Consider the following 19395-nt stretch of genomic DNA (forward strand, 5'->3'; position numbering starts at 1 on the left):
ATTCCGTCACATTTAGCCGTATTTACCCTGACCGCCATGCCCAGTTCATCGCCCCAACTCCCCGCCAGCGCCCTGCCCGACAGCTTCTTCGACCGTGACGCGCAAATTCTTGCGCAAGCATTGCTCGGAAAAGTCATCCGCCATCGCGTCGGCGAAACCTGGCTTTCTGCGCGAATTATTGAAACCGAAGCCTATTACGTGGCCGAAAAAGGCAGCCACGCCTCATTGGGCTACACAGAAAAGCGTAAGGCTTTGTTTCTGGACGGTGGCCATATCTACATGTACTACGCCCGTGGCGGCGACTCCCTGAACTTCAGCGCCCATGGGCCGGGCAATGCCGTATTGATCAAATCAGCCTATCCATGGGTCGATGAGTTATCCGGCCCGGCGAGCCTGGCGCAGATGCTGCTGAACAACCCGAATGCCGATGGCAGCCCACGCACCTTGCAAAAACTCTGCGCCGGTCAGACCCTGCTGTGCAAAGCCCTGGGGTTGAAGGTGCCGATGTGGGACGCCAAGCGTTTCGATCAGGAACAGCTCTATGTTGAAGACGTGGGCCAGACCCCGATCCAGATCATCCAGACCACGCGCCTGGGCATCCCCAGCGGGCGTGATGAACACCTGATGTACCGCTTCGTCGATGCGGGCTACGCGCCTTATTGCACGCGGAACCCGCTGCGCCGGGGCCAGGTCGAAGACCGCGATTATTTTTTGATTTGATAAGTAATGACCGCTGTCCCTGCTGGAAATCGATACCTGCCACACCGCAGATCCAATGTGGGAGCAAGCCCACTCCCACAGTTGGCCGGCGGTGTGGCCGGCTATGAGTTCGAGAGGAAATGGCCGCACAAATGGAGAGGACTGTATGAGCCAATGGCTCGATAGCATTACCGGCTGGTTAACACTGAACCCCGAATGGCTGGCGGTCGCGGTGTTTATCGTCGCCTGCGTGGAATGCCTGGCCATCGCCGGGCTTATCGTGCCGGGCACGGTATTGTTGTTTGCCATTGCGGCGCTGGCCGGTAGCGGCGCGCTGTCCTTGAGCGAAACCCTGCTGCTGGGTTTCCTCGGCGGCTTGCTGGGTGACGGGGTGTCCTACTTCCTCGGACGACATTTCCATCAGAACATCCGGCGTCTGCCCGGCCTGCGCCATCATCCCGAATGGATGAACGGCGCCGAAACTTACTTCCACAAGTACGGCATTGCCAGCCTGCTGGTCGGACGCTTCATCGGCCCATTGCGCCCTATGCTGCCGATGGTGGCCGGTATGTGCGACATGCCATTCCCGCGTTTCGCCATGGTGAGCATTGTGGCAGCAGCGGGTTGGACGGTGGCTTACCTGCTGCCCGGCTGGGCGACCGGCGCTGCGTTCCGCCTGCCCTTGCCCGAAGGGTTCTGGCCCGAGGCGGCAGTGGTTGCGGGTTGCCTGGCGGCGTTGATTGGACTGAGCCTGAACAGCAGCCTGCGCGGCCATCGGCGCGCCACGTTATGGATTGGGTGTGCCAGCCTGGTGCTATTGATCGCGCTGTTTATTGGCTACCACTCGCTGGACAACTTCGACCACGGCCTGAGCGCCCTGGTGCAGGAACACCGCAGCCCCTGGCTGGACGAAGTGATGGTGCGTATCACCCAACTGGGTGAGTTCAAGAAGATGTTCGTTGCCAGCGCGGTGTTCACCGGCCTGCTGCTATTGGCGCGGCAATGGCGCCACGCAGTGTTCGTTGGCGCAACGCTGGCCGGGGCTGCGGTGATCAACACCGGGACCAAGCTGTTTTTCGCCCGTGGCCGCCCGGAAATCCTCACCGACCCGCTGACCAGCTTCAGCATGCCCAGCGGCCACGCGTCGGGCGCGTTCGCGTTTTTCCTGGCGCTGGCGATCCTGGCCGGTCGCGGACAACCCGTGCGGTTGCGCCTGACCTGGATGTTGTTGGGCTGCATTCCCGCCGCTTTCATTGCGCTATCGCGCGTCTACCTCGGCGCCCACTGGCCCACGGACATCCTGGCCGGCACGCTGCTGGCGATGACGGTGTGTGCGTTCAGCCTGGGCATCAGCCAGTATCGAAGCCCGCTGCCGGCCATGTCGCAAAAAACCTGGTGGCTGTTGCTGCCGGCGTTGGTCGCGGTGCTCAGCTTCATCGCACTCACTGGCACGCCCCACGCCCTGCTGCGCTATGCCTATTAAGTGAACAGTTCGCCCTGCAACTCGTCGAGCAGCATCTGGATTGCATCCAGGCGTTGCTGCGGGTCATCGAGTTGCAGCAGGTCGATCTTGTCGGCCTCGGTGAACGGCAGCAGATACGCCAACTGATTGCCCAAGGCTTGCTGGCCGTCGGCGTGGGCGTCCATGTCCAACGACGCCACCATGGGGTGCTCGGCCAATGCCTGGAGCAGCGCCAGCAGGTCGGCATCTTCTTCTTCCAACGGCTGGTCCGGCAGTTCTTCGAGCCACTGCACGTCGGCCACCAGCAGTTGGTCTTTCTGCACACCGGCATCCCGTACGCGAAACCTGCGCCCGCCTTCGACGCGAATCCCCAGCAGGCCGTTGTCCTGTTGCTTGAAGTCGCGGATCAGCGCTTCACAGCCGATCAGCGCGTAGCCGTCCGGCGCCGTGCCCACCTCCTGGCCGTCGAGAATGCACACCACACCGAAGCTTTCGCCCTTTTTCATGCAGCGGGCGACCATGTCCAGGTAGCGCGCCTCGAACAGTTGCAGGTCGAGGGTGCAGCCAGGGAACAGCACGGTATTGAGCGGGAACAGCGCCAGACTCATAAAGGTTTCCTTAAACCCGGTTTAAACGATCACCGACACAGCCAGCGGCAGGAACACCGCCGTGGCCACGCCCATCAGACTCATCGCCAGCGCTGCAAAAGCGCCGCATTCTTCGCTTTCCTGCAGGGCCACCGAGGTGCCGACGGCATGAGCAGTCATGCCCAGCGCCATGCCGCGCGCCTCGGGGCTGTGCACCCCCAGGCGAGACAAATACGCCGGGCCGATCATCGCACCGATCACCCCGGTGATCAGCACAAATACCGCCGCCAAAGCCGCCACGCCGCCGATCTGCTCGGCCACCAGCATGGCGATCGGTGAAGTCACCGACTTGGGCGCCATGGTCATCAACATCCTGTGCTCGGCGCCAAACCACCAGCCCAGCAGCAAACACAGGCCGGTGGCGAGCACACCGCCTATCACCAGCGTAGTAAAAATCGGCCAGAACAATTGGCGAATGCGCCGCAGGTTCAAGTAAAGCGGCACCGCCAGGGCCACGGTCGCCGGACCCAGCAGGATGCCCATGATCTCGGTGCTCTTGCGGTACTCGGCGTAGCTCAGGCCACAACTGATCAGCACGCCGATCACCAGCAACATGGACACCAGCACCGGCTGCAGGAAGATCCAACGGGTTTTCTCGAACCCTGCCAGTACCAACTGATAAGCGCCGAGGGTGATGCCAATGCCGAACAACGGGTGATGAATCACCGCTGTCCACGCGCCCTGCCAGTCGAAGATCATTGATCCTTCTCCTTGCGCTTGACCATCTGCTGCATCAGCACGCCCACGAAGCCCATGGCGATCACCAGCGACAGCACCAGCGCACCGACAATGGCCCAGAAATCAGCGGCAATATCCTTGGCATACACCATCACCCCCACCGCCGGTGGCACCAGCAGCAACGGCAAGTAACGCAACAGGCTGCTGGCCGCCAGGCTCAAGGGCTCGCCGACATCGCCCTTCCAGATCAGAAAACCCAGCATCAACAGCAGCCCGATGATCGGCCCCGGCAGTACCGGCAACAGCAAATGATTAATCGCCGTGCCGATCAGTTGAAACAGCACCAGCCAGGTCAGGCCACGTAACAGCATCCGTTCTTCCCCCTCAATACTCGCCCGCATTATAAGCACGCCCGCCCTATGCACCGGCATTCGCCAAAAGCATGGTGGGTTGACCGAGCCTATCGGCCATGATGATCTACATTGGTTCTCTGTAATCCATAAAAAACCAGACGTTGTACACAGCGTGATGAACCAAGGAGAGACGCAATGCCCTATGTACCCGTAGCGCAGCTCAAAGATTATGTCGGCAAGGAACTGGGACGTTCCGAATGGCTCACCATCGACCAGGCGCGTATCAACCTGTTCGCCGAGGCCACTGGCGATCATCAGTTCATCCACGTCGACCCGCTCAAGGCCGCGCAAACCCCGTTCGGCAGCACCATCGCTCACGGTTTTCTGTCGCTGTCGCTGATGCCCAAACTGATGGAGGACCTGCTGATCGTGCCCGAGGGCCTGAAGATGGCCGTCAACTATGGCTTGGACAGCGTGCGCTTCATCCAGCCGGTGAAGGTCAACTCCAAGGTGCGCCTGAACGTGACGCTCAATGACGTCACCGAGAAAAAACCAGGCCAATGGCTGCTCAAGGCCACCGCCACCCTGGAAATCGAAGGCCAGGAAAAACCAGCTTACATTGCTGAGTCGCTGTCCCTCTACTTCGTGTAAGTCCGTGCCTGTGGTGGGGACATAAACCTCACCACAGCGTATGTAAATTTATGTATGAAACTCGCAGCTGCGGCATACTCGGCGCTCAATTATCCGGATCCCGCTATGCGCCCACTCGCTCCCCTCGCCCTTGCCCTGTTGCTCACCGCTTGCGGAGACGGCGAATCGCTGTTGCCGCCCGATGCGCGCCTGCCCGACGGCGGCCGCTACCGGGGCGATGTGGTCGATGGTTTGCTGCAAGGTCAGGGCCGCGTGGACTACCCCAACGGCAGCTGGTATGCCGGCCAGTTCGACAAAGGCCAGTGGCACGGCCAGGGCGAGTGGCATGGCAGCAATGGCGAAGTCTATAAAGGCCAGTTCCAGCAGGGGCTGTTCGACGGCCAGGGCAGCCTGACCACGGCGGGCAGCCACTATGTGGGCGGCTTCAAGAACGGTCGACGCAACGGCGAAGGCACCCTCAAAGAGGGGCAGATGACCTATCGCGGCGAATTCAAGGACGACCAGTATTCCGGCCTCGGTCGCCTGGAGCTGGCGGACGGCAGCCAATACCAGGGCCAGTTCGCCCACGGCAAACCGAATGGCGAAGGCCAGCGCAACGACGACAGCGGCAACCAGTTCAGCGGCCATTTCGTCGATGGTCAACTGGAAGGCAACGGCACTTTCAACAGCGCCGATGGCGACATTTATGTCGGCCAATTCAAGCAGAACCAGCTCAATGGCAAGGGCCGCTACGAGAACGCCGACGGCGACGTGTGGATCGGCCAGTTCAAGGAAGGCGCGCTCAGCGGCAAGGGCGAGTTGATCGGTGTCGACGGCAGCCACTATGTCGGCCAGTTCAGCGATTGGCGCTTCAGCGGTGAAGGCCGCCTGAACCTCACCGACGGCAGCTTCTATATCGGCGGGTTCGACAGCGACAGCTATCAAGGCAAAGGCACCCTGGTCCTCACCGACGGCACCGTGCAGGCCGGCACGTGGGTCAATGGCATGCGCGTGCGTGACGCCGATGGCAAACTGCTGCCCGACCCGTTGGAGATCGGCATACTGGCCCAAGGTGGTTTGCTCAACGCAGCCCTCGCCGCCGTGCCCGCCTCGACCCCGGCCGTCGAGCTGTACACCCTGGCCGTGGCCGGCGACGGTAAACAAAGCGTGTTCCTGCGCGAAGCCGATTACGTCAGCAACATGCTCGCCACCCGTTTTGGTGCACGCGGGCAGATTCGCCTGGTCAACCACCGCGACCACATCGCCGACCGCCCGCTGGCCACGCGCGAAAGCCTGCGCCGCGCCGTGCAAACCCTGGCCGACCGCACCGGGCCGGAAGACCTGGTGTTTATCTACATGACCAGCCACGGTACCCACGAACACGAACTGGTGCTGGACCAACCGCGTATGGAGCTGGCCGACCTGCCCGCCGATGAGCTCGCCGCCGTGCTGGCACCGCTGAAGAGCCGCGACAAGATCGTGGTGATTTCCGCCTGCTACTCCGGTGGCTTCATACCGGCGCTAAAGGACGATCGCACCCTGATCATGACCGCGTCCCGCGCCGATCGCGTGTCTTTCGGTTGCTCCGAGGAAGCCGACTTCACCTACTTCGGCGACGCCCTCTTCGCCCAAGCCTTCAACCAGACCGACGACTTGCAGCAAGCCTTCAAGCTGGCACAACTGCATGTGGCCGAACGCGAACAGGCGGACAACTTCGAAGCCTCCGAGCCGCAGATCTGGGCCCCCAAGGGTGTGATCGCCCATTGGCAATTATTACGCAAACAGCAGGCACGAAAGGCGCTCGAAAGCGTCTCAATGAATAGCAAGGAAGCCAAAGGCAACTAAGCTGTAACGTGTAACAAGGGGGAAACACCATGTACCTGACGCCTCAGCATATCTTGCTCGCCGGAGCCTCCGGCCTTACCGGCGAACACCTGCTCGATCGCCTGCTCAACGAACCCACCGTGACCCGCGTGCTCGCACCCAGCCGCAAGCCATTGGCGGAACACCCGCACCTGGAAAACCCGGTGGGCGACCCGGCGGTGTTCCTGCCGCAGCTGAGTGGCCGGGTGGATCTGGCCTTCTGCTGCCTGGGCACCACCCTCAAACAGGCGGGCTCCGAAGCGGCTTTTCGCGCCGTCGATCTGGACATGGTGGTGGCCTTCGCCAAACGCGCGCGGGAAATGGGCGCACGGCACTTGGTCGTGATCAGCGCCATTGGCGCCGACCCGAAATCGTCGGTCTTCTACAACCGCGTCAAAGGGGAAATGGAAGAGGCGCTGAAAGCCCAGGACTGGCCTCAACTGACCATCGTGCGGCCGTCGTTGCTGTTGGGGGAACGGCTGGAGCCGCGCCTGACCGAACAGTTGGCCGGCCCGTTATCACGACTGATTCCAGGCAAATACCGTGGTATCGAAGTGTGTGAACTGGCCCGGGCCATGTGGCGCCTGGCGCTGGAAGAACAGGATGGGGTGCGGGTGGTGGAGTCGGATGAGTTGCGCAAGCTGGGCAAGTAATCCGATTTAACTATCCGGCAGAGATTCAAATGTGGGAGCGGGCTTGCTCGCGAAGGCAGTGTGTCAGTCGACGAGTAATATGACTGATCCACCGCATTCGCGCTCCCACATGGGTTTTGTGCCGCCTTCCAGACAGGGTTAGAGACCACCGGTAGCGTTGAAGCTAACCCCAAGAACCGTCAACACCGACAGCGGCAACAACAGCGTATCGAGCAACGCACTGGCCGGCAGATCCACCCCAGGGTAGCTCGGCGCCTCGGCACCAAACCTGTCCTTGGCGCAGCATCCACCCTTCATCGCATACAGGTCCAGGCGCGTACCGGCATACACCACCGGCGCGCCAGGTTTTGCCGCATCCAGTGTGCGCGCGGTGGCGCAGCCGGCCAGTTGCAGCGCCAGCAGGATCAGCAGCGCCTTACTCATCACTGCTCAAATGGTGCTCACCCCAACGCGGCAGCATGTCCTGAGGGATGTTCAGCAGGTTGAGGATGCGCGCCACCACAAAGTCCACCAGGTCATCGATGGTCTGCGGCTGGTGATAGAAGCCCGGCGAGGCCGGCAAAATGGTGACGCCCATGTTCGACAGCTTGAGCATGTGTTCCAGGTGAATGCTCGAATACGGCGCTTCACGGGGCACCAGGATCAACTGGCGACGCTCCTTCAAGGTCACATCCGCCGCGCGCTCGATCAGGTTGTTGCAGGCACCGGTGGCAATCGCCGACAAGGTCCCGGTGGAACATGGCACCACCACCATCGCCGCCGGCGCGCCGGAGCCGGAAGCCACGGGCGACATCCAATCCTCTTTACCGTAGACCTTGATCTGCCCCGCCGCCGCACCGGTGTATTCGGTGAGGAAGGCCTGCATCATCTGCACCTTGGGCGGCAGCGCCACGTCGGTCTCGGTGGCCATCACCAACTGCGCGGCCTTGGAGATCAGGAAGTGCACCTCGCGCTCTTCGCGTACCAGGCAATCCAGCAGGCGTAAACCATAAGGCGCACCAGAAGCGCCGGTCATCGCCAGGGTAACGCGTTCCGGGCCACTCATTTCAGCGCCTCAGCCAATTTGCCGTGCAGGCCGCCAAAGCCGCCGTTGCTCATGACCACGACATGGGTGCCCGGTTTGGCCAGGCGCTTGACGTGTTCGATGATGCCTTCGATGGAGTCGCAGACGAGGGAAGGCACGGTGCACAGGGCTGCAATCGCCGGCAGATCCCAGCCGAGGTTGGCCGGTGCGTACCAGACCACCTGGTCGGCGTCGTTGACGCTTTCCGGCAGGCCATCCCGGTGGGCACCGAGCTTCATGGAATTGGAGCGCGGCTCGACAATCGCAATGATCGGCGCATCGCCGACACGTTTGCGCAGGCCATCCAACGTAGTAGCAATTGCCGTCGGGTGGTGGGCAAAGTCGTCGTAGATGGTAACCCCATTCACGTGGGCGACTTTTTCCATACGGCGCTTCACGCTTTTGAACGCGCTCAACGCGGCAATGCCCATGGAAGGCACCACGCCCACGTGCCGCGCAGCCGCCAGAGTGACCAAGGCATTGGCGACGTTGTGCTGGCCGGTCATGTCCCACTCGACGATGCCTTGGGTCTGGCCTTCGAACAGCACTTCAAATGTGGAACCGTCGTCGCTGAGCAGCTTGACCTGCCACTGCCCGCCCGCGCCGGTGGTTTGCACCGGGGTCCAGCAGCCCATCTCGATCACACGCTGCAAGGCCGGCTCGGTGGTCGGGTGGATCACCAGGCCTTCGCTCGGAATGGTGCGCACCAGGTGATGGAACTGACGCTCGATGGCCGCCAGATCGGGGAAGATGTCGGCGTGGTCGAACTCCAGGTTGTTCAGGATTGCCGTGCGCGGGCGGTAGTGAACGAATTTGGAGCGCTTGTCGAAGAAGGCGCTGTCGTATTCATCCGCCTCGATCACGAAGAACGGCGTATCGCCCAGGCGCGCCGACACCGAGAAATTCTGCGGCACACCACCGATCAGGAAGCCCGGGCTCATGCCTGCATGCTCCAGCACCCAGGCGAGCATGCTGCTGGTGGTGGTTTTGCCGTGGGTGCCAGCGACCGCGAGTACCCAACGGCCTTGCAACACATGGTCGGCCAGCCATTGCGGGCCGGACACATAAGGCAAGCCTTTATTGAGTACATATTCGACTGCCGGGTTGCCACGGGACATGGCATTGCCGATCACCACCAGGTCCGGGACCGGGTCGAATTGCGACGGGTCGTAACCTTGGGTCAACTCGATACCCTGGGCCTCGAGTTGCGTGCTCATGGGCGGATAGACGTTGGCGTCGGAGCCTGTCACGTGATGGCCCAGCTCTTTGGCCAGTACTGCCATCGAGCCCATGAATGTGCCGCAAATACCGAGAATATGAATGTGCATAGTCGACCTCGTAAAACATCGAGGCAGGTTAGCGCAGGGGGGCGAAAATCGCACCCTTTAGCTGAGGGCGTGACGCGCGATGCCATGCCGGCGCAGCTTTCTATACAGCGTGTTGCGGCTGACGCCCAGTTGCTCCGCCGTGTGCGTCATGTGCCAGCGCTGCTGCTGCAACGCCGTGAGCAACGCCAGGCGCTCGGCGTCTTCCAGCGGCGACTCCAGCGGTTTGGTCTGCGCGACTGCCACGGGCCTGACCTGACGAATCTGCGCAGGCAAATCTTCCAGGCCAACACGCCCCTCATCACACAGCGCCACCAAGGTGCGCAGCACCGTGCGCAGCTGGCGGACGTTCCCCGGCCAGGCAAACGCCAACAACGCTCCCCGCGCCGACGGGTCGAGGGCAACCGGCTCACCATTGGCCTCCTGGGTCAGCAGGAAATCCAGCAACTGGGCTTTATCACTGCGCTCGCGCAAAGGCGGCAAACCGACTTCCAGGCCATTGAGCCGGTAATACAGGTCCTCGCGAAAGCTACCGTCCTGCACACGCTCCAGCAAATTCCGGTGAGTCGCGCTGATAATTCGTACGTTCACCGCCTGGGGCTCACCGCCGAGCGGCACCACCAGCCGATCTTCCAGAACCCTTAACAGGCGGGTTTGCAGCGCCAGGGGCATATCACCGATTTCATCGAGGAACAGGGTGCCGCCATCGGCTTGCTGCAATTTGCCTTGCATGCCCTCTTTGCGCGCACCGGTGAAGCTGCCGCCGCGATAGCCGAACAGTTCGCTTTCGATCAGGCTTTCCGGGATGGCGGCGCAATTGAGTGCGACGAACGCCTTGTTGGCACGCTGGCTCGCCAGGTGCACCGCCTTGGCGAAGGCCTCTTTGCCGGAGCCGGTTTCGCCATTGATCAACAGCGGCACATCACGCTCGAATACCCGCAGCGCCTTGCGAAAGTCCTGTTGCAGCGTCGGATCGCCCAGGCAAATACCGGGCAACGGAGCGGGCTCAGGCTGGACGAAAGGTGTCGATGCGCTGCGCACTTGGCCACGCAGCGCGGCAAATAACTGTCGCCCATCACGGGTCCGCAGCGGCCAACTGGCCGTGGCATTGGCGCTGGCGCGGCCAAGCAGTTGATCCAGTGAGCAATCAAAAAACGCTTCCACCGGGTGCCCCAACAAACCGCCACGCACCTGGCCCAACAGGTTCAGCGCGCTCTGGTTGACCGCACAGATGCGCCCGTCTCCGTCGAATGCCAGCAACCCTTCACTGAACAACCCCACCGACTCCGCCTGCAAGTGAAAACGCAGCAACCAGTGGTGTTCAAAGTGACGCAGGAAGTAGCAACTCTCGATCATCTTCGCCGACAGGTTCACCAACGCCATGGTGTGGAACTGGCTCTGGCGCGACACGGCCTCCCGTGCGGAGGACACATCCAGCACGGCCAGCAGATCACCCTGCGGATCGAACACCGGGCTCGCCGAGCAGGTCAGCCCGGTGTGCCGGCCCCGGAAGTGTTCGTCACGATGAATGGTCAGGGATTGGCGCTCCACCAGGCAGGTGCCGATGCCGTTGGTGCCTTCGCAGGCCTCGCTCCAATCGGCACCCAGCCACAACCCGGCGCGCTCGAAGATCTTGCGCTCGGACGGCGCGGTGACACAGTTGAGGATCACGCCGCGCGCATCGGTCAGCAACACAGCATGCCCCGCACCGGAGAGCTGCTGATGCAGGCTGTTCATCTCGCTGCCGGCAATGTGCAGCACTTGCTGCAGGCGCTCGCGGCTTTCCAGCAAGCGACCGTGTTCGAGCACAGTGGGTGCAATGGTTTGCGCAGGGTCGAGGTGATAGTCCTCCAGGCAACGCAGCCAGGAGCGGGCGATGGACGGATCGCTGGACGGGTCGCGGCCATGCGCCACGGTGAGGACTTGCTGGGCATGGCGGCTGAAATGATCGTTGTGCATTTCTTATTACTCTCCCTGCGTGAGAACCCCCAGCATCCCCCAGCGAACCAGGCAATGCAATCCCAGGCCGACCCACTGGTCACAGGCTGTACCGTTTGTGGCACAAACTGTCACATCGCCCGTATCGACCCTGCCACAGCCACGCCTTGCAACAATGTCCAACCCCTTGATTTCGCTGGTCCACGAAACGGTGGCCCAACCTTTGCTCTACGCTTTATCAAGCGCTTGTCGCGCTGCGCTCCCAATAAACATAAAAGCCAGGAGATACCCACCATGCGTTACGCACACCCCGGTACTGAAGGCGCCATCGTTTCGTTCAAGGCCAAGTACGGCAACTACATCGGTGGCGAGTTCGTTGCGCCGGTCGATGGCAACTATTTCACCAACACCTCGCCGGTCAACGGCAAGGCAATCGCCGAATTCCCGCGCTCCACGGCCAAAGACATCGACAAGGCTCTGGACGCCGCCCATGCCGCCGCCGACGCCTGGGGCAAGACCTCGGCCCAGGACCGCGCGCTGGTCCTGCTGAAAATCGCCGACCGCATTGAACAGAACCTCGAACTGCTGGCCATCACCGAAACCTGGGACAACGGCAAAGCCGTGCGTGAAACCCTCAACGCTGACATCCCGCTGGCCGCCGACCACTTCCGTTACTTCGCCGGCTGCATCCGCGCCCAGGAAGGCACCAGCGCCGAGATCAACGAGCACACCGCGTCGTACCACTTCCATGAGCCACTGGGCGTGGTTGGCCAAATCATTCCGTGGAACTTCCCGCTGCTGATGGCCGCGTGGAAACTCGCCCCAGCCCTGGCCGCTGGTAACTGCGTGGTGCTCAAACCCGCCGAGCAAACCCCGCTGGGCATCAACGTGCTGATGGAACTGATCGGCGACCTGCTGCCGCCGGGCGTCCTGAACGTGGTGCACGGCTACGGCAAAGAGGCCGGCGAAGCGCTGGCCACCAGCAAGCGTATCGCTAAAATCGCCTTCACCGGCTCCACGCCAGTGGGCTCGCACATCATGAAATGTGCTGCGGAAAACATCATTCCGTCGACGGTTGAACTGGGCGGCAAGTCGCCGAACATCTTCTTTGCCGACATTATGAAAGCCGAGCCTTCCTTTATTGAAAAGGCCGCTGAAGGCCTGGTACTGGCGTTCTTCAACCAGGGCGAAGTGTGCACCTGCCCTTCCCGCGCGCTGGTGGAAGAGTCGATCTACGACGACTTCATGAAAGTGGTCATGAAGAAAGTCGAGCAGATCAAACGCGGCGACCCGCTGGACACCGACACCATGGTCGGCGCCCAGGCGTCCGAGCAACAGTTCGACAAGATCCTGTCCTACCTGGAAATCGCCAAGGGCGAAGGCGCACAACTGCTGACGGGCGGCAAAGTAGAGCAGCTCAGCGGTGATATGGCTGGGGGTTATTACATCCAGCCGACCCTGCTCAAGGGCACCAACGAAATGCGTGTGTTCCAGGAAGAAATCTTCGGCCCGGTGGTGAGCATCACCACCTTCAAGGACGAAGCCGAAGCCCTGGCAATTGCCAACGACACCGAGTTCGGCCTGGGCGCCGGCGTGTGGACTCGCGACATCAACCGCGCCTACCGCATGGGCCGCGCGATCAAAGCGGGCCGCGTGTGGACCAACTGCTACCACCTGTACCCGGCGCATGCGGCATTCGGCGGTTACAAGAAGTCCGGCGTGGGGCGTGAGACGCACAAGATGATGTTGGATCACTACCAGCAGACCAAGAACTTGCTGGTGAGTTACGACATTAATCCACTTGGCTTCTTCTAACGTTGCCTCCTAGCAGGCGACCCGCTCTCAACTTGAAATGAGATCAAGTGTGGGAGCTGGCTTGCCTGCTCCCACATTTGAACTTCGCAAGTAGCTGCTACCTCATTCGGCACACAGAGGCCGAGTTAAAAACAATAAGAATGGAAGGTACTTTCCAATGCCTAGCGAACCTACTGGATCCTCCGTCGACTTCGAAAAAGTCGACTCCCAATACTTCCAGCAACGCGAACTGAAAAAAGGCGCCGCCGGCTGGGTGCTGCTGGTTGGCCTCGGCGTTGCCTACGTCATCTCCGGCGACTACGCCGGCTGGAACTTCGGCCTGGCCCAGGGTGGCTGGGGCGGGATGTTCCTCGCGACATTGCTGATGGCCACCATGTACCTATGCATGTGCTTTTCCCTGGCCGAACTGTCTTCCATGATTCCTACCGCCGGTGGCGGCTACGGCTTTGCCCGCAGTGCATTCGGGCCTTGGGGCGGGTTCCTAACGGGCACCGCGATCCTGATCGAATACGCCATCGCCCCCGCCGCCATCGCGGTGTTTATCGGCGCGTATTGCGAGTCGCTGTTTGGCATCGGCGGCTGGATGATCTACCTGGCGTTCTACATCATCTTTATCGCCATCCACATCTTTGGTGTCGGTGAAGCGCTGAAGTTGATGTTTGTGATCACCGCCGTGGCCGCGATTGCCCTGGGAGTGTTCCTGGTGGCGATGGTGCCGCACTTCAATGTCGCCAACCTGCTGGACATTCCAGTGACCGAGGCAAAGGGCGCCAGCACCTTCCTGCCATTCGGCTACGTGGGTGTGTGGGCGGCGATTCCCTATGCCATCTGGTTTTTCCTCGCGGTAGAAGGTGTGCCCCTGGCGGCCGAAGAAACCAAAAACCCGAAACGCGACCTGCCGCGCGGCTTGATTGGCGCCATCGTGGTGCTGACCAGCTTTGCCCTGCTTATCCTCGTTATTGCACCGGGCGGCGCTGGCACTTACGCGCTGGTCAAATCCGGCAACCCGCTGGTTGAAGCGTTGGCGTTGTCCTACGGCGGTTCCACCTGGATGGGCAGCTTCGTCAACCTAGTCGGCCTGGCGGGTCTGATCGCGAGCTTTTTCTCGATCATCTATGCCTATTCGCGGCAGATTTTCGCACTGTCACGCGCCGGCTACCTGCCGCGCAAACTGTCCCAGACCAACAAAAGCAAGGCGCCGGTCCTGGCACTGGTGATCCCCGGCATCATCGGTTTTGGCCTGTCGCTGACCGGCCAGGGTGACCTGCTGATTCTGGTGGCGGTGTTCGGCGCGACGATTTCCTACGTGCTGATGATGGCCGCGCACATCACCCTGCGCATCCGTCGCCCCAAAATGGACCGTCCGTACCGCACGCCGGGTGGCATCTTCACTTCAGGCGTTGCGCTGGTACTGGCCTGCGTGGCCGTGGTGGCGGGCTTTCTGGTGGATCCACGGGTGGTGATTGGCGCCGCGATCATCTATGGAGTATTAATTGCTTACTTTGCTTTCTACAGCCGGCATCACTTGGTAGCAGGCACGCCCGAAGAGGAATTCGCGGCGATCCAGGCCGCAGAGGCCGCCTTGCACTAACTGCCGTAAACCTCGGCGCGAGCAATTGCCCGCGCCGCCAAGGAGACACTGTATGGCAAGCTTTTCCCACGCGGTGGGTGCACAAACCTACCGCTTCGACAGCCTCAAGGACGTGATGGCCAAGGCCAGCCCCGCGCGTTCCGGAGACTTCCTGGCCGGCGTCGCCGCACAGAATGACGGTGAGCGGGTGGCGGCGCAGATGGCGCTGGCGAATATCCCGCTGAAACACTTTCTGCAGGAAGTGTTGATCCCCTATGAAAGTGATGAAGTCACCCGGCTGATCATCGACACCCACGACACCCAGGCGTTTGCACCGGTCAGCCACCTGACCGTGGGCGGCCTGCGCGACTGGCTGCTCAGCGACGCGGCCGACGAACATTCCCTGCGCGCCTTGGCGCCAGGTCTGACGCCAGAGATGGCCGCCGCCGTGTCCAAAATCATGCGCGTGCAGGACCTGGTACTGGTGGCGCAGAAGATCCGCGTGGTCACGCAATTTCGCGGCACCATGGGCCTGCGCGGGCGTTTATCCACCCGCCTGCAACCCAACCATCCTACAGACGAACCGGCGGGCATCGCCGCGAGCATTCTGGATGGTCTGCTGTACGGCAACGGCGACGCCATGATCGGCATCAACCCGGCCACCGATAGCATCGCCTCGATCTGCGCCATGCTGGAAATGCTCGACGCGATCATCCAGCGCTACGAAATCCCGACCCAGGCCTGCGTGCTCACTCATGTCACCACCTCCATCGAAGCGATCAACCGTGGCGTACCGCTGGACCTGGTGTTCCAGTCGATCGCCGGCACCGAGGCGGCCAATGCCAGTTTCGGCATCAGCCTGAGCGTGCTGCAGGAAGGTTACGAAGCAGGGTTGAGCCTCAATCGCGGCACCTTGGGCCAGAACTTGATGTATTTCGAGACAGGTCAAGGCAGCGCCTTATCGGCCAACGCGCACTTTGGCGTCGACCAACAAACCTGCGAAACGCGCGCCTACGCGGTAGCCCGACATTTCAAACCGTTTCTGGTAAATACAGTCGTAGGATTTATCGGCCCGGAGTACCTGTACAACGGCAAGCAGATCATCCGCGCCGGCCTGGAAGACCACTTCTGCGGCAAGCTACTCGGCGTGCCCATGGGGTGCGACATCTGTTACACCAACCACGCCGAAGCCGACCAGGACGACATGGACACCCTGCTGACCCTGCTGGGCGTGGCCGGGATCAATTTCATCATGGGCATCCCCGGTTCCGACGACATTATGCTCAACTACCAGACCACCTCGTTCCACGACGCGCTCTACGCCCGGCAAACATTGGGTTTAAAACCGGCGCCGGAGTTTGAGCAGTGGCTGGCAAAAATGGGCATCTTCACGCAAGCCGACGGCAAGGTGCACTTCGGCAACAGCCTGCCACCGGCGTTTCGCCAAGCCCTGGCGCAACTGGGATGAAGGAGCCGCCTGTGCAACTCGACCTGCCTGACAACCCCTGGCTGGAACTGCGCCGCCTGACCCCGGCGCGCATTGCCCTGGGCCGAACCGGCACCAGCATTCCCACCCACGCGCAGCTGGATTTTCAGTTTGCCCACGCCCAGGCGCGGGACGCGGTGCATTTGCCCTTTGACCATGCGGGCCTCAGCAGTCAGCTGGCCGAACGCGGGCGTGACAGCCTGCTGCTGCACAGCGCCGCTGCAGACCGCCACAGCTACCTGCAACGCCCGGATTTGGGGCGGCGCTTGAGCGATGAATCCGCCCAAGCGCTGCGCGACCACGCGTCGGCCAACCCCGGCGGCGTGGATTTGGCCGTTGTAGTGGCCGATGGTTTATCCGCGCTGGCCGTGCATAAACACACCTTGCCGTTTCTGACGCGCATGGAAGAACAAACCCACGCCGAAGGCTGGTCGTTGTCGCCGGTCATCCTGGTGGAACAAGGCCGCGTGGCGGTGGCGGATGAAATCGGGCAATTGCTCGGCGCCAAGATGGTGGTGATCCTGATCGGCGAACGGCCGGGGCTCAGTTCACCGGACAGTCTGGGGCTGTATTTCACCTACAACCCCAAGGTCGGCCTCACCGACGCCTATCGCAATTGCATCTCGAATGTACGCCTGGAGGGCCTGAGCTATGGCATGGCGGCTCATCGCTTGCTGTATTTGATGCGAGAAGCGTGTCGTCGGCAGCTGTCGGGGGTCAACCTCAAGGACGAAGCGCAGGTTCAGACCATTGAATCCGATGATCCGGACCTGATGAAAGGCAATTTCCTGCTCAGTTCACCGGATGACTGATCGCGGTACGATTGCGCTTTTTCGCGCCATTAGGCAGCATCGAGTCACGGCCGCTTGTGTGGTCATACCCCATTTGGAAGTTGAGGCCTGGCATGCGGATTACTCAAGCGACCCCGGAACACCTGGACCTGCTGACCCCGTTGTTCGTCAAATACCGCGAGTTCTACGGGGCCTTGCCCTTCCCGGATTCATCGCGGGCCTTTCTGGAAAAACGCCTGCGCCGCAAGGAATCGGTGATTTACCTGGCCCTGGCGGATGATGACGACAAGAAACTGCTGGGCTTTTGCCAGCTGTACCCGAGCTTTTCGTCGCTATCACTCAAGCGCGTGTGGATCCTCAACGACATCTACGTGGCTGAAGACGCGCGCCGACAACTGGTGGCGGACAACCTGATGCGCACGGCGAAGAAAATGGCCAAGGAGACCCACGCGGTACGGTTGCGGGTCTCGACCAGCAGTGACAATGAAGTGGCGCAGAAGACCTATGAGTCGATCGGGTTTCGCGAGGACACCGAGTTCAAGAACTACACCTTGCCAATCAACGAAGACTGACCCCAATAGCCAAAACGCCACAAATCCCCTGTGGGAGCGGGCTTGCTCGCGAAAGCGGCGGGGCAGTCACCGGATTAGTCGGCTGATACGCCGCATTCGCGAGCAAGCCCGCTCCCACATTTTGATCGATGTATGCCTGGAACACCCACGACATCCCCCGCTACAAAACCAACACGCTTTTCACGCCTCAATCCGTATAATGCGGACCTTTCAGGGTTGTAAGAATTGCGGCATACACTTGTAGCCTTATTACCCGAGCTTCCGCACAGGCCTGCTGAGCCGGGCCATCCACACAGGTGCCATCCATGGATTTCAACCCGCTCGACCTTATCCTGCATCTCGACGTCTACCTCGACCTGCTGGTAACCAATTACGGTCCGTGGATCTACGCCATTCTGTTTCTGGTCATTTTTTGCGAAACCGGCCTGGTGGTGATGCCATTCCTGCCGGGTGATTCGTTGCTGTTCATCGCAGGCGCCGTGGCGGCTGGCGGCGGCATGGACCCGGTGTTACTCGCCGGCCTGTTGATGCTGGCGGCAATCCTGGGCGACAGCACCAACTATGTGATCGGGCGAACAGCCGGAGAACGCCTGTTCAGCAACCCGAACTCGAAAATCTTCCGCCGCGACTACCTGCAGAAGACCCACGACTTCTACGACAAGCACGGCGGCAAGACCGTGACCCTGGCGCGCTTCCTGCCGATCCTGCGCACCTTCGCGCCGTTCGTGGCCGGTATCGCCAAAATGCCTTATCCGCGCTTCTTCGGCTTCAGCGTATTCGGCACCATCCTGTGGGTCGGCGGCCTGGTGACCTTGGGTTACTTCTTCGGCAACGTGCCGTTCATCAAGAAAAACCTGTCGCTGCTGGTGGTGTTCATCATTCTGCTGTCGCTGGTGCCGATGATCATTGGCGTGTTCCGCAGCCGTTTTGGCCGCGCGTCCTCCGAAGTCAAGTCGCAGTAAGCGCCGATGTGGTCGCTCAGCGCCTGGCGTCGCCAGCGCTTGCTGGCCAAGCACCCGATTGCCGATGACACCTGGCAGCGGGTGCGCCACCATTTGACCTTCCTCGACGGCATCAGCGCCGAGCAGGACCAATGGCTGCGCGAAGCCTGCGTGGTGTTCCTCGCCGAAAAGCACCTGACCGCCCTGCCCGGCGTCGAGCTGCACCAGGAACAACGCCTGCTGCTCGCCGCTCAGGCGCAATTGCCGTTGATGAACCTGGGCGACCTCGACTGGTACCAGGGCTTCCATGAAATCGTGCTGTACCCCGACGACTTCGTCAGCCCCCAGCGCCATCGCGACAGCAGTGGCATCGAACACGAATGGGACGGCGAACACAGCGGCGAAGCCTGGCAACAGGGGCCGGTGATCCTCGCCTGGCCCGGGGTGCTGGCCAGTGGCAACTGGGAAGGCTACAACCTGGTCATCCACGAACTGGCGCACAAACTCGACATGCTCAACGGCGACGCCAACGGCCTGCCGCCACTGCACAACGACATGCGCGTGCAGGAATGGGCCAGCGTGATGCAGAGCGCCTACGACGACCTCAATCGCCAACTGGACGCCAACCCGGACGCCGACACCGAGATCGACCCCTACGCCGCCGAAAACCCGGCTGAATTTTTCGCCGTCACCAGCGAATATTTTTTCAGCGCTCCGGATTTGCTGGTCAACCGTTATCCACAGGTGTACGCCCAACTCAGCCGCTTTTATCGCCAGGATCCCTTGGCCCGCCTGACCCAACTGCAAGCCAGCGACCCGCGTTATCAGCCACAGGACGAATGACCGTACGACGTCTGGCGCATGGCATCGGCGTCAGAATGTGCCTATAATCGCCGCCACTTTTAGGCC

At 61.4% G+C, this 19395-nt stretch carries 19 protein-coding genes; 12 read left to right on the forward strand and 7 right to left on the reverse strand.

The genetic code is table 11. The annotated features are described in order from the left end of the window. The first annotated feature begins 36 nt into the window (after window positions 1-36). The gene (locus tag AB4N92_RS08685; protein WP_029529011.1) at window positions 37-720 is read left to right on the forward strand and encodes a DNA-3-methyladenine glycosylase; all 684 of its coding nucleotides are present in this window, start codon (window positions 37-39) and stop codon (window positions 718-720) included. 145 nt (window positions 721-865) lie between these two features. Then, window positions 866-2182: a bifunctional DedA family/phosphatase PAP2 family protein gene (locus AB4N92_RS08690; protein WP_010206797.1), complete on the forward strand. Its 1317-nt coding sequence runs from the start codon at window positions 866-868 to the stop codon at window positions 2180-2182. On the opposite strand, the gene AB4N92_RS08695 is transcribed toward AB4N92_RS08690, so the two are convergent. Genes AB4N92_RS08695 through AB4N92_RS08705 form a run of 3 tightly spaced genes read right to left on the reverse strand, consistent with a single transcriptional unit; the run spans window position 2179 to window position 3857 of the window. Further along, window positions 2179-2769, reverse strand: a complete 591-nt coding sequence (locus AB4N92_RS08695) for an LON peptidase substrate-binding domain-containing protein (RefSeq protein WP_010206798.1) — start codon at window positions 2767-2769, stop codon at window positions 2179-2181. The genes AB4N92_RS08690 and AB4N92_RS08695 overlap by 4 nt on opposite strands. A 21-nt stretch (window positions 2770-2790) precedes the next feature. Beyond that, window positions 2791-3507 (reverse strand): LrgB family protein, encoded by a 717-nt coding sequence (locus tag AB4N92_RS08700; protein ID WP_236266950.1) that lies wholly within the window; start codon window positions 3505-3507, stop codon window positions 2791-2793. Beyond that, window positions 3504-3857: a CidA/LrgA family protein gene (locus tag AB4N92_RS08705; RefSeq protein WP_010206802.1), complete on the reverse strand. Its 354-nt coding sequence runs from the start codon at window positions 3855-3857 to the stop codon at window positions 3504-3506. Before AB4N92_RS08705 ends, AB4N92_RS08700 begins: the two co-directional genes overlap by 4 nt. A 177-nt stretch (window positions 3858-4034) precedes the next feature. Here AB4N92_RS08705 and AB4N92_RS08710 point away from each other — a divergent pair, with 177 nt between their 5' ends. The 3 genes from AB4N92_RS08710 (at window position 4035) to AB4N92_RS08720 (ending at window position 6985) form a co-directional block, all read left to right on the forward strand. Beyond that, window positions 4035-4490, forward strand: a complete 456-nt coding sequence (locus tag AB4N92_RS08710; RefSeq protein WP_236266949.1) for a MaoC family dehydratase — start codon at window positions 4035-4037, stop codon at window positions 4488-4490. Window positions 4491-4595: 105 nt separating this feature from the next. After that, window positions 4596-6314 carry a C13 family peptidase gene (locus tag AB4N92_RS08715; RefSeq protein WP_047543341.1) on the forward strand — a complete coding sequence of 573 codons (1719 nt, stop codon included), beginning with the start codon at window positions 4596-4598 and terminating at the stop codon, window positions 6312-6314. A gap of 29 nt (window positions 6315-6343) precedes the next feature. Then, a complete protein-coding gene (locus AB4N92_RS08720; protein WP_010206805.1) occupies window positions 6344-6985 on the forward strand; it encodes an oxidoreductase in 642 nt (213 codons plus the stop codon). Window positions 6986-7123: 138 nt separating this feature from the next. On the opposite strand, the gene AB4N92_RS08725 is transcribed toward AB4N92_RS08720, so the two are convergent. From AB4N92_RS08725 to AB4N92_RS08740, 4 genes are read right to left on the reverse strand one after another with little or no spacing between them, the layout of a single operon-like run. Continuing rightward, window positions 7124-7408, reverse strand: a complete 285-nt coding sequence (locus tag AB4N92_RS08725; protein WP_236266948.1) for a YceK/YidQ family lipoprotein — start codon at window positions 7406-7408, stop codon at window positions 7124-7126. After that, window positions 7401-8030 (reverse strand): flavin prenyltransferase UbiX, encoded by a 630-nt coding sequence (gene ubiX, locus AB4N92_RS08730; protein WP_010206807.1) that lies wholly within the window; start codon window positions 8028-8030, stop codon window positions 7401-7403. The genes AB4N92_RS08725 and ubiX overlap by 8 nt, the downstream gene beginning before the upstream one ends. Continuing rightward, a complete protein-coding gene (mpl, locus tag AB4N92_RS08735; protein ID WP_236266947.1) occupies window positions 8027-9376 on the reverse strand; it encodes a UDP-N-acetylmuramate:L-alanyl-gamma-D-glutamyl-meso-diaminopimelate ligase in 1350 nt (449 codons plus the stop codon). Before mpl ends, ubiX begins: the two co-directional genes overlap by 4 nt. Before the next feature lie 57 nt (window positions 9377-9433). After that, entirely contained in the window at window positions 9434-11332 is a 1899-nt protein-coding gene (locus AB4N92_RS08740; RefSeq protein WP_042570824.1) for a sigma-54-dependent Fis family transcriptional regulator, read from the reverse strand. 273 nt (window positions 11333-11605) lie between these two features. Between AB4N92_RS08740 and exaC the strand changes: the two genes are divergently transcribed. From exaC to AB4N92_RS08775, 7 genes are all read left to right on the forward strand, one after another. Continuing rightward, a complete protein-coding gene (gene exaC / locus AB4N92_RS08745; RefSeq protein ID WP_010206811.1) occupies window positions 11606-13126 on the forward strand; it encodes an acetaldehyde dehydrogenase ExaC in 1521 nt (506 codons plus the stop codon). A gap of 157 nt (window positions 13127-13283) precedes the next feature. Next, complete coding sequence (gene eat / locus AB4N92_RS08750; protein ID WP_198831825.1) at window positions 13284-14717, forward strand: ethanolamine permease; 1434 nt, start codon at window positions 13284-13286, stop codon at window positions 14715-14717. Window positions 14718-14769: 52 nt separating this feature from the next. Beyond that, window positions 14770-16164: an ethanolamine ammonia-lyase subunit EutB gene (locus AB4N92_RS08755; RefSeq protein WP_021492976.1), complete on the forward strand. Its 1395-nt coding sequence runs from the start codon at window positions 14770-14772 to the stop codon at window positions 16162-16164. Further along, window positions 16161-16994 carry an ethanolamine ammonia-lyase subunit EutC gene (eutC, locus tag AB4N92_RS08760; protein WP_010206815.1) on the forward strand — a complete coding sequence of 278 codons (834 nt, stop codon included), beginning with the start codon at window positions 16161-16163 and terminating at the stop codon, window positions 16992-16994. The genes AB4N92_RS08755 and eutC overlap by 4 nt, the downstream gene beginning before the upstream one ends. 92 nt (window positions 16995-17086) lie before the next feature. Next, complete coding sequence (locus AB4N92_RS08765; protein ID WP_021492977.1) at window positions 17087-17545, forward strand: GNAT family N-acetyltransferase; 459 nt, start codon at window positions 17087-17089, stop codon at window positions 17543-17545. A gap of 305 nt (window positions 17546-17850) precedes the next feature. Beyond that, window positions 17851-18507: a DedA family protein gene (locus AB4N92_RS08770; protein WP_010206817.1), complete on the forward strand. Its 657-nt coding sequence runs from the start codon at window positions 17851-17853 to the stop codon at window positions 18505-18507. A gap of 6 nt (window positions 18508-18513) precedes the next feature. Continuing rightward, window positions 18514-19329, forward strand: coding sequence for a M90 family metallopeptidase (locus tag AB4N92_RS08775; RefSeq protein ID WP_021492978.1), 816 nt, complete (start codon window positions 18514-18516; stop codon window positions 19327-19329). Window positions 19330-19395: the final 66 nt, after the last annotated feature.

This window comes from Pseudomonas sp. S3_A09, assembly GCF_054668065.1.

What these genes read in the sequence shown, in the direction of transcription:
- AB4N92_RS08685 (WP_029529011.1), top strand. Translation starts at nt 37, where the DNA reads ATGCCCAGTTCATCGCCCCAACTCCCCGCCAGCGCCCTGCCCGACAGC.
- AB4N92_RS08690 (WP_010206797.1), top strand. Translation starts at nt 866, where the DNA reads ATGAGCCAATGGCTCGATAGCATTACCGGCTGGTTAACACTGAACCCC.
- AB4N92_RS08695 (WP_010206798.1), bottom strand. Translation starts at nt 2,769, where the DNA reads ATGAGTCTGGCGCTGTTCCCGCTCAATACCGTGCTGTTCCCTGGCTGC.
- AB4N92_RS08700 (WP_236266950.1), bottom strand. Translation starts at nt 3,507, where the DNA reads ATGATCTTCGACTGGCAGGGCGCGTGGACAGCGGTGATTCATCACCCG.
- AB4N92_RS08705 (WP_010206802.1), bottom strand. Translation starts at nt 3,857, where the DNA reads ATGCTGTTACGTGGCCTGACCTGGCTGGTGCTGTTTCAACTGATCGGC.
- AB4N92_RS08710 (WP_236266949.1), top strand. Translation starts at nt 4,035, where the DNA reads ATGCCCTATGTACCCGTAGCGCAGCTCAAAGATTATGTCGGCAAGGAA.
- AB4N92_RS08715 (WP_047543341.1), top strand. Translation starts at nt 4,596, where the DNA reads ATGCGCCCACTCGCTCCCCTCGCCCTTGCCCTGTTGCTCACCGCTTGC.
- AB4N92_RS08720 (WP_010206805.1), top strand. Translation starts at nt 6,344, where the DNA reads ATGTACCTGACGCCTCAGCATATCTTGCTCGCCGGAGCCTCCGGCCTT.
- AB4N92_RS08725 (WP_236266948.1), bottom strand. Translation starts at nt 7,408, where the DNA reads ATGAGTAAGGCGCTGCTGATCCTGCTGGCGCTGCAACTGGCCGGCTGC.
- ubiX (WP_010206807.1), bottom strand. Translation starts at nt 8,030, where the DNA reads ATGAGTGGCCCGGAACGCGTTACCCTGGCGATGACCGGCGCTTCTGGT.
- mpl (WP_236266947.1), bottom strand. Translation starts at nt 9,376, where the DNA reads ATGCACATTCATATTCTCGGTATTTGCGGCACATTCATGGGCTCGATG.
- AB4N92_RS08740 (WP_042570824.1), bottom strand. Translation starts at nt 11,332, where the DNA reads ATGCACAACGATCATTTCAGCCGCCATGCCCAGCAAGTCCTCACCGTG.
- exaC (WP_010206811.1), top strand. Translation starts at nt 11,606, where the DNA reads ATGCGTTACGCACACCCCGGTACTGAAGGCGCCATCGTTTCGTTCAAG.
- eat (WP_198831825.1), top strand. Translation starts at nt 13,284, where the DNA reads ATGCCTAGCGAACCTACTGGATCCTCCGTCGACTTCGAAAAAGTCGAC.
- AB4N92_RS08755 (WP_021492976.1), top strand. Translation starts at nt 14,770, where the DNA reads ATGGCAAGCTTTTCCCACGCGGTGGGTGCACAAACCTACCGCTTCGAC.
- eutC (WP_010206815.1), top strand. Translation starts at nt 16,161, where the DNA reads ATGAAGGAGCCGCCTGTGCAACTCGACCTGCCTGACAACCCCTGGCTG.
- AB4N92_RS08765 (WP_021492977.1), top strand. Translation starts at nt 17,087, where the DNA reads ATGCGGATTACTCAAGCGACCCCGGAACACCTGGACCTGCTGACCCCG.
- AB4N92_RS08770 (WP_010206817.1), top strand. Translation starts at nt 17,851, where the DNA reads ATGGATTTCAACCCGCTCGACCTTATCCTGCATCTCGACGTCTACCTC.
- AB4N92_RS08775 (WP_021492978.1), top strand. Translation starts at nt 18,514, where the DNA reads ATGTGGTCGCTCAGCGCCTGGCGTCGCCAGCGCTTGCTGGCCAAGCAC.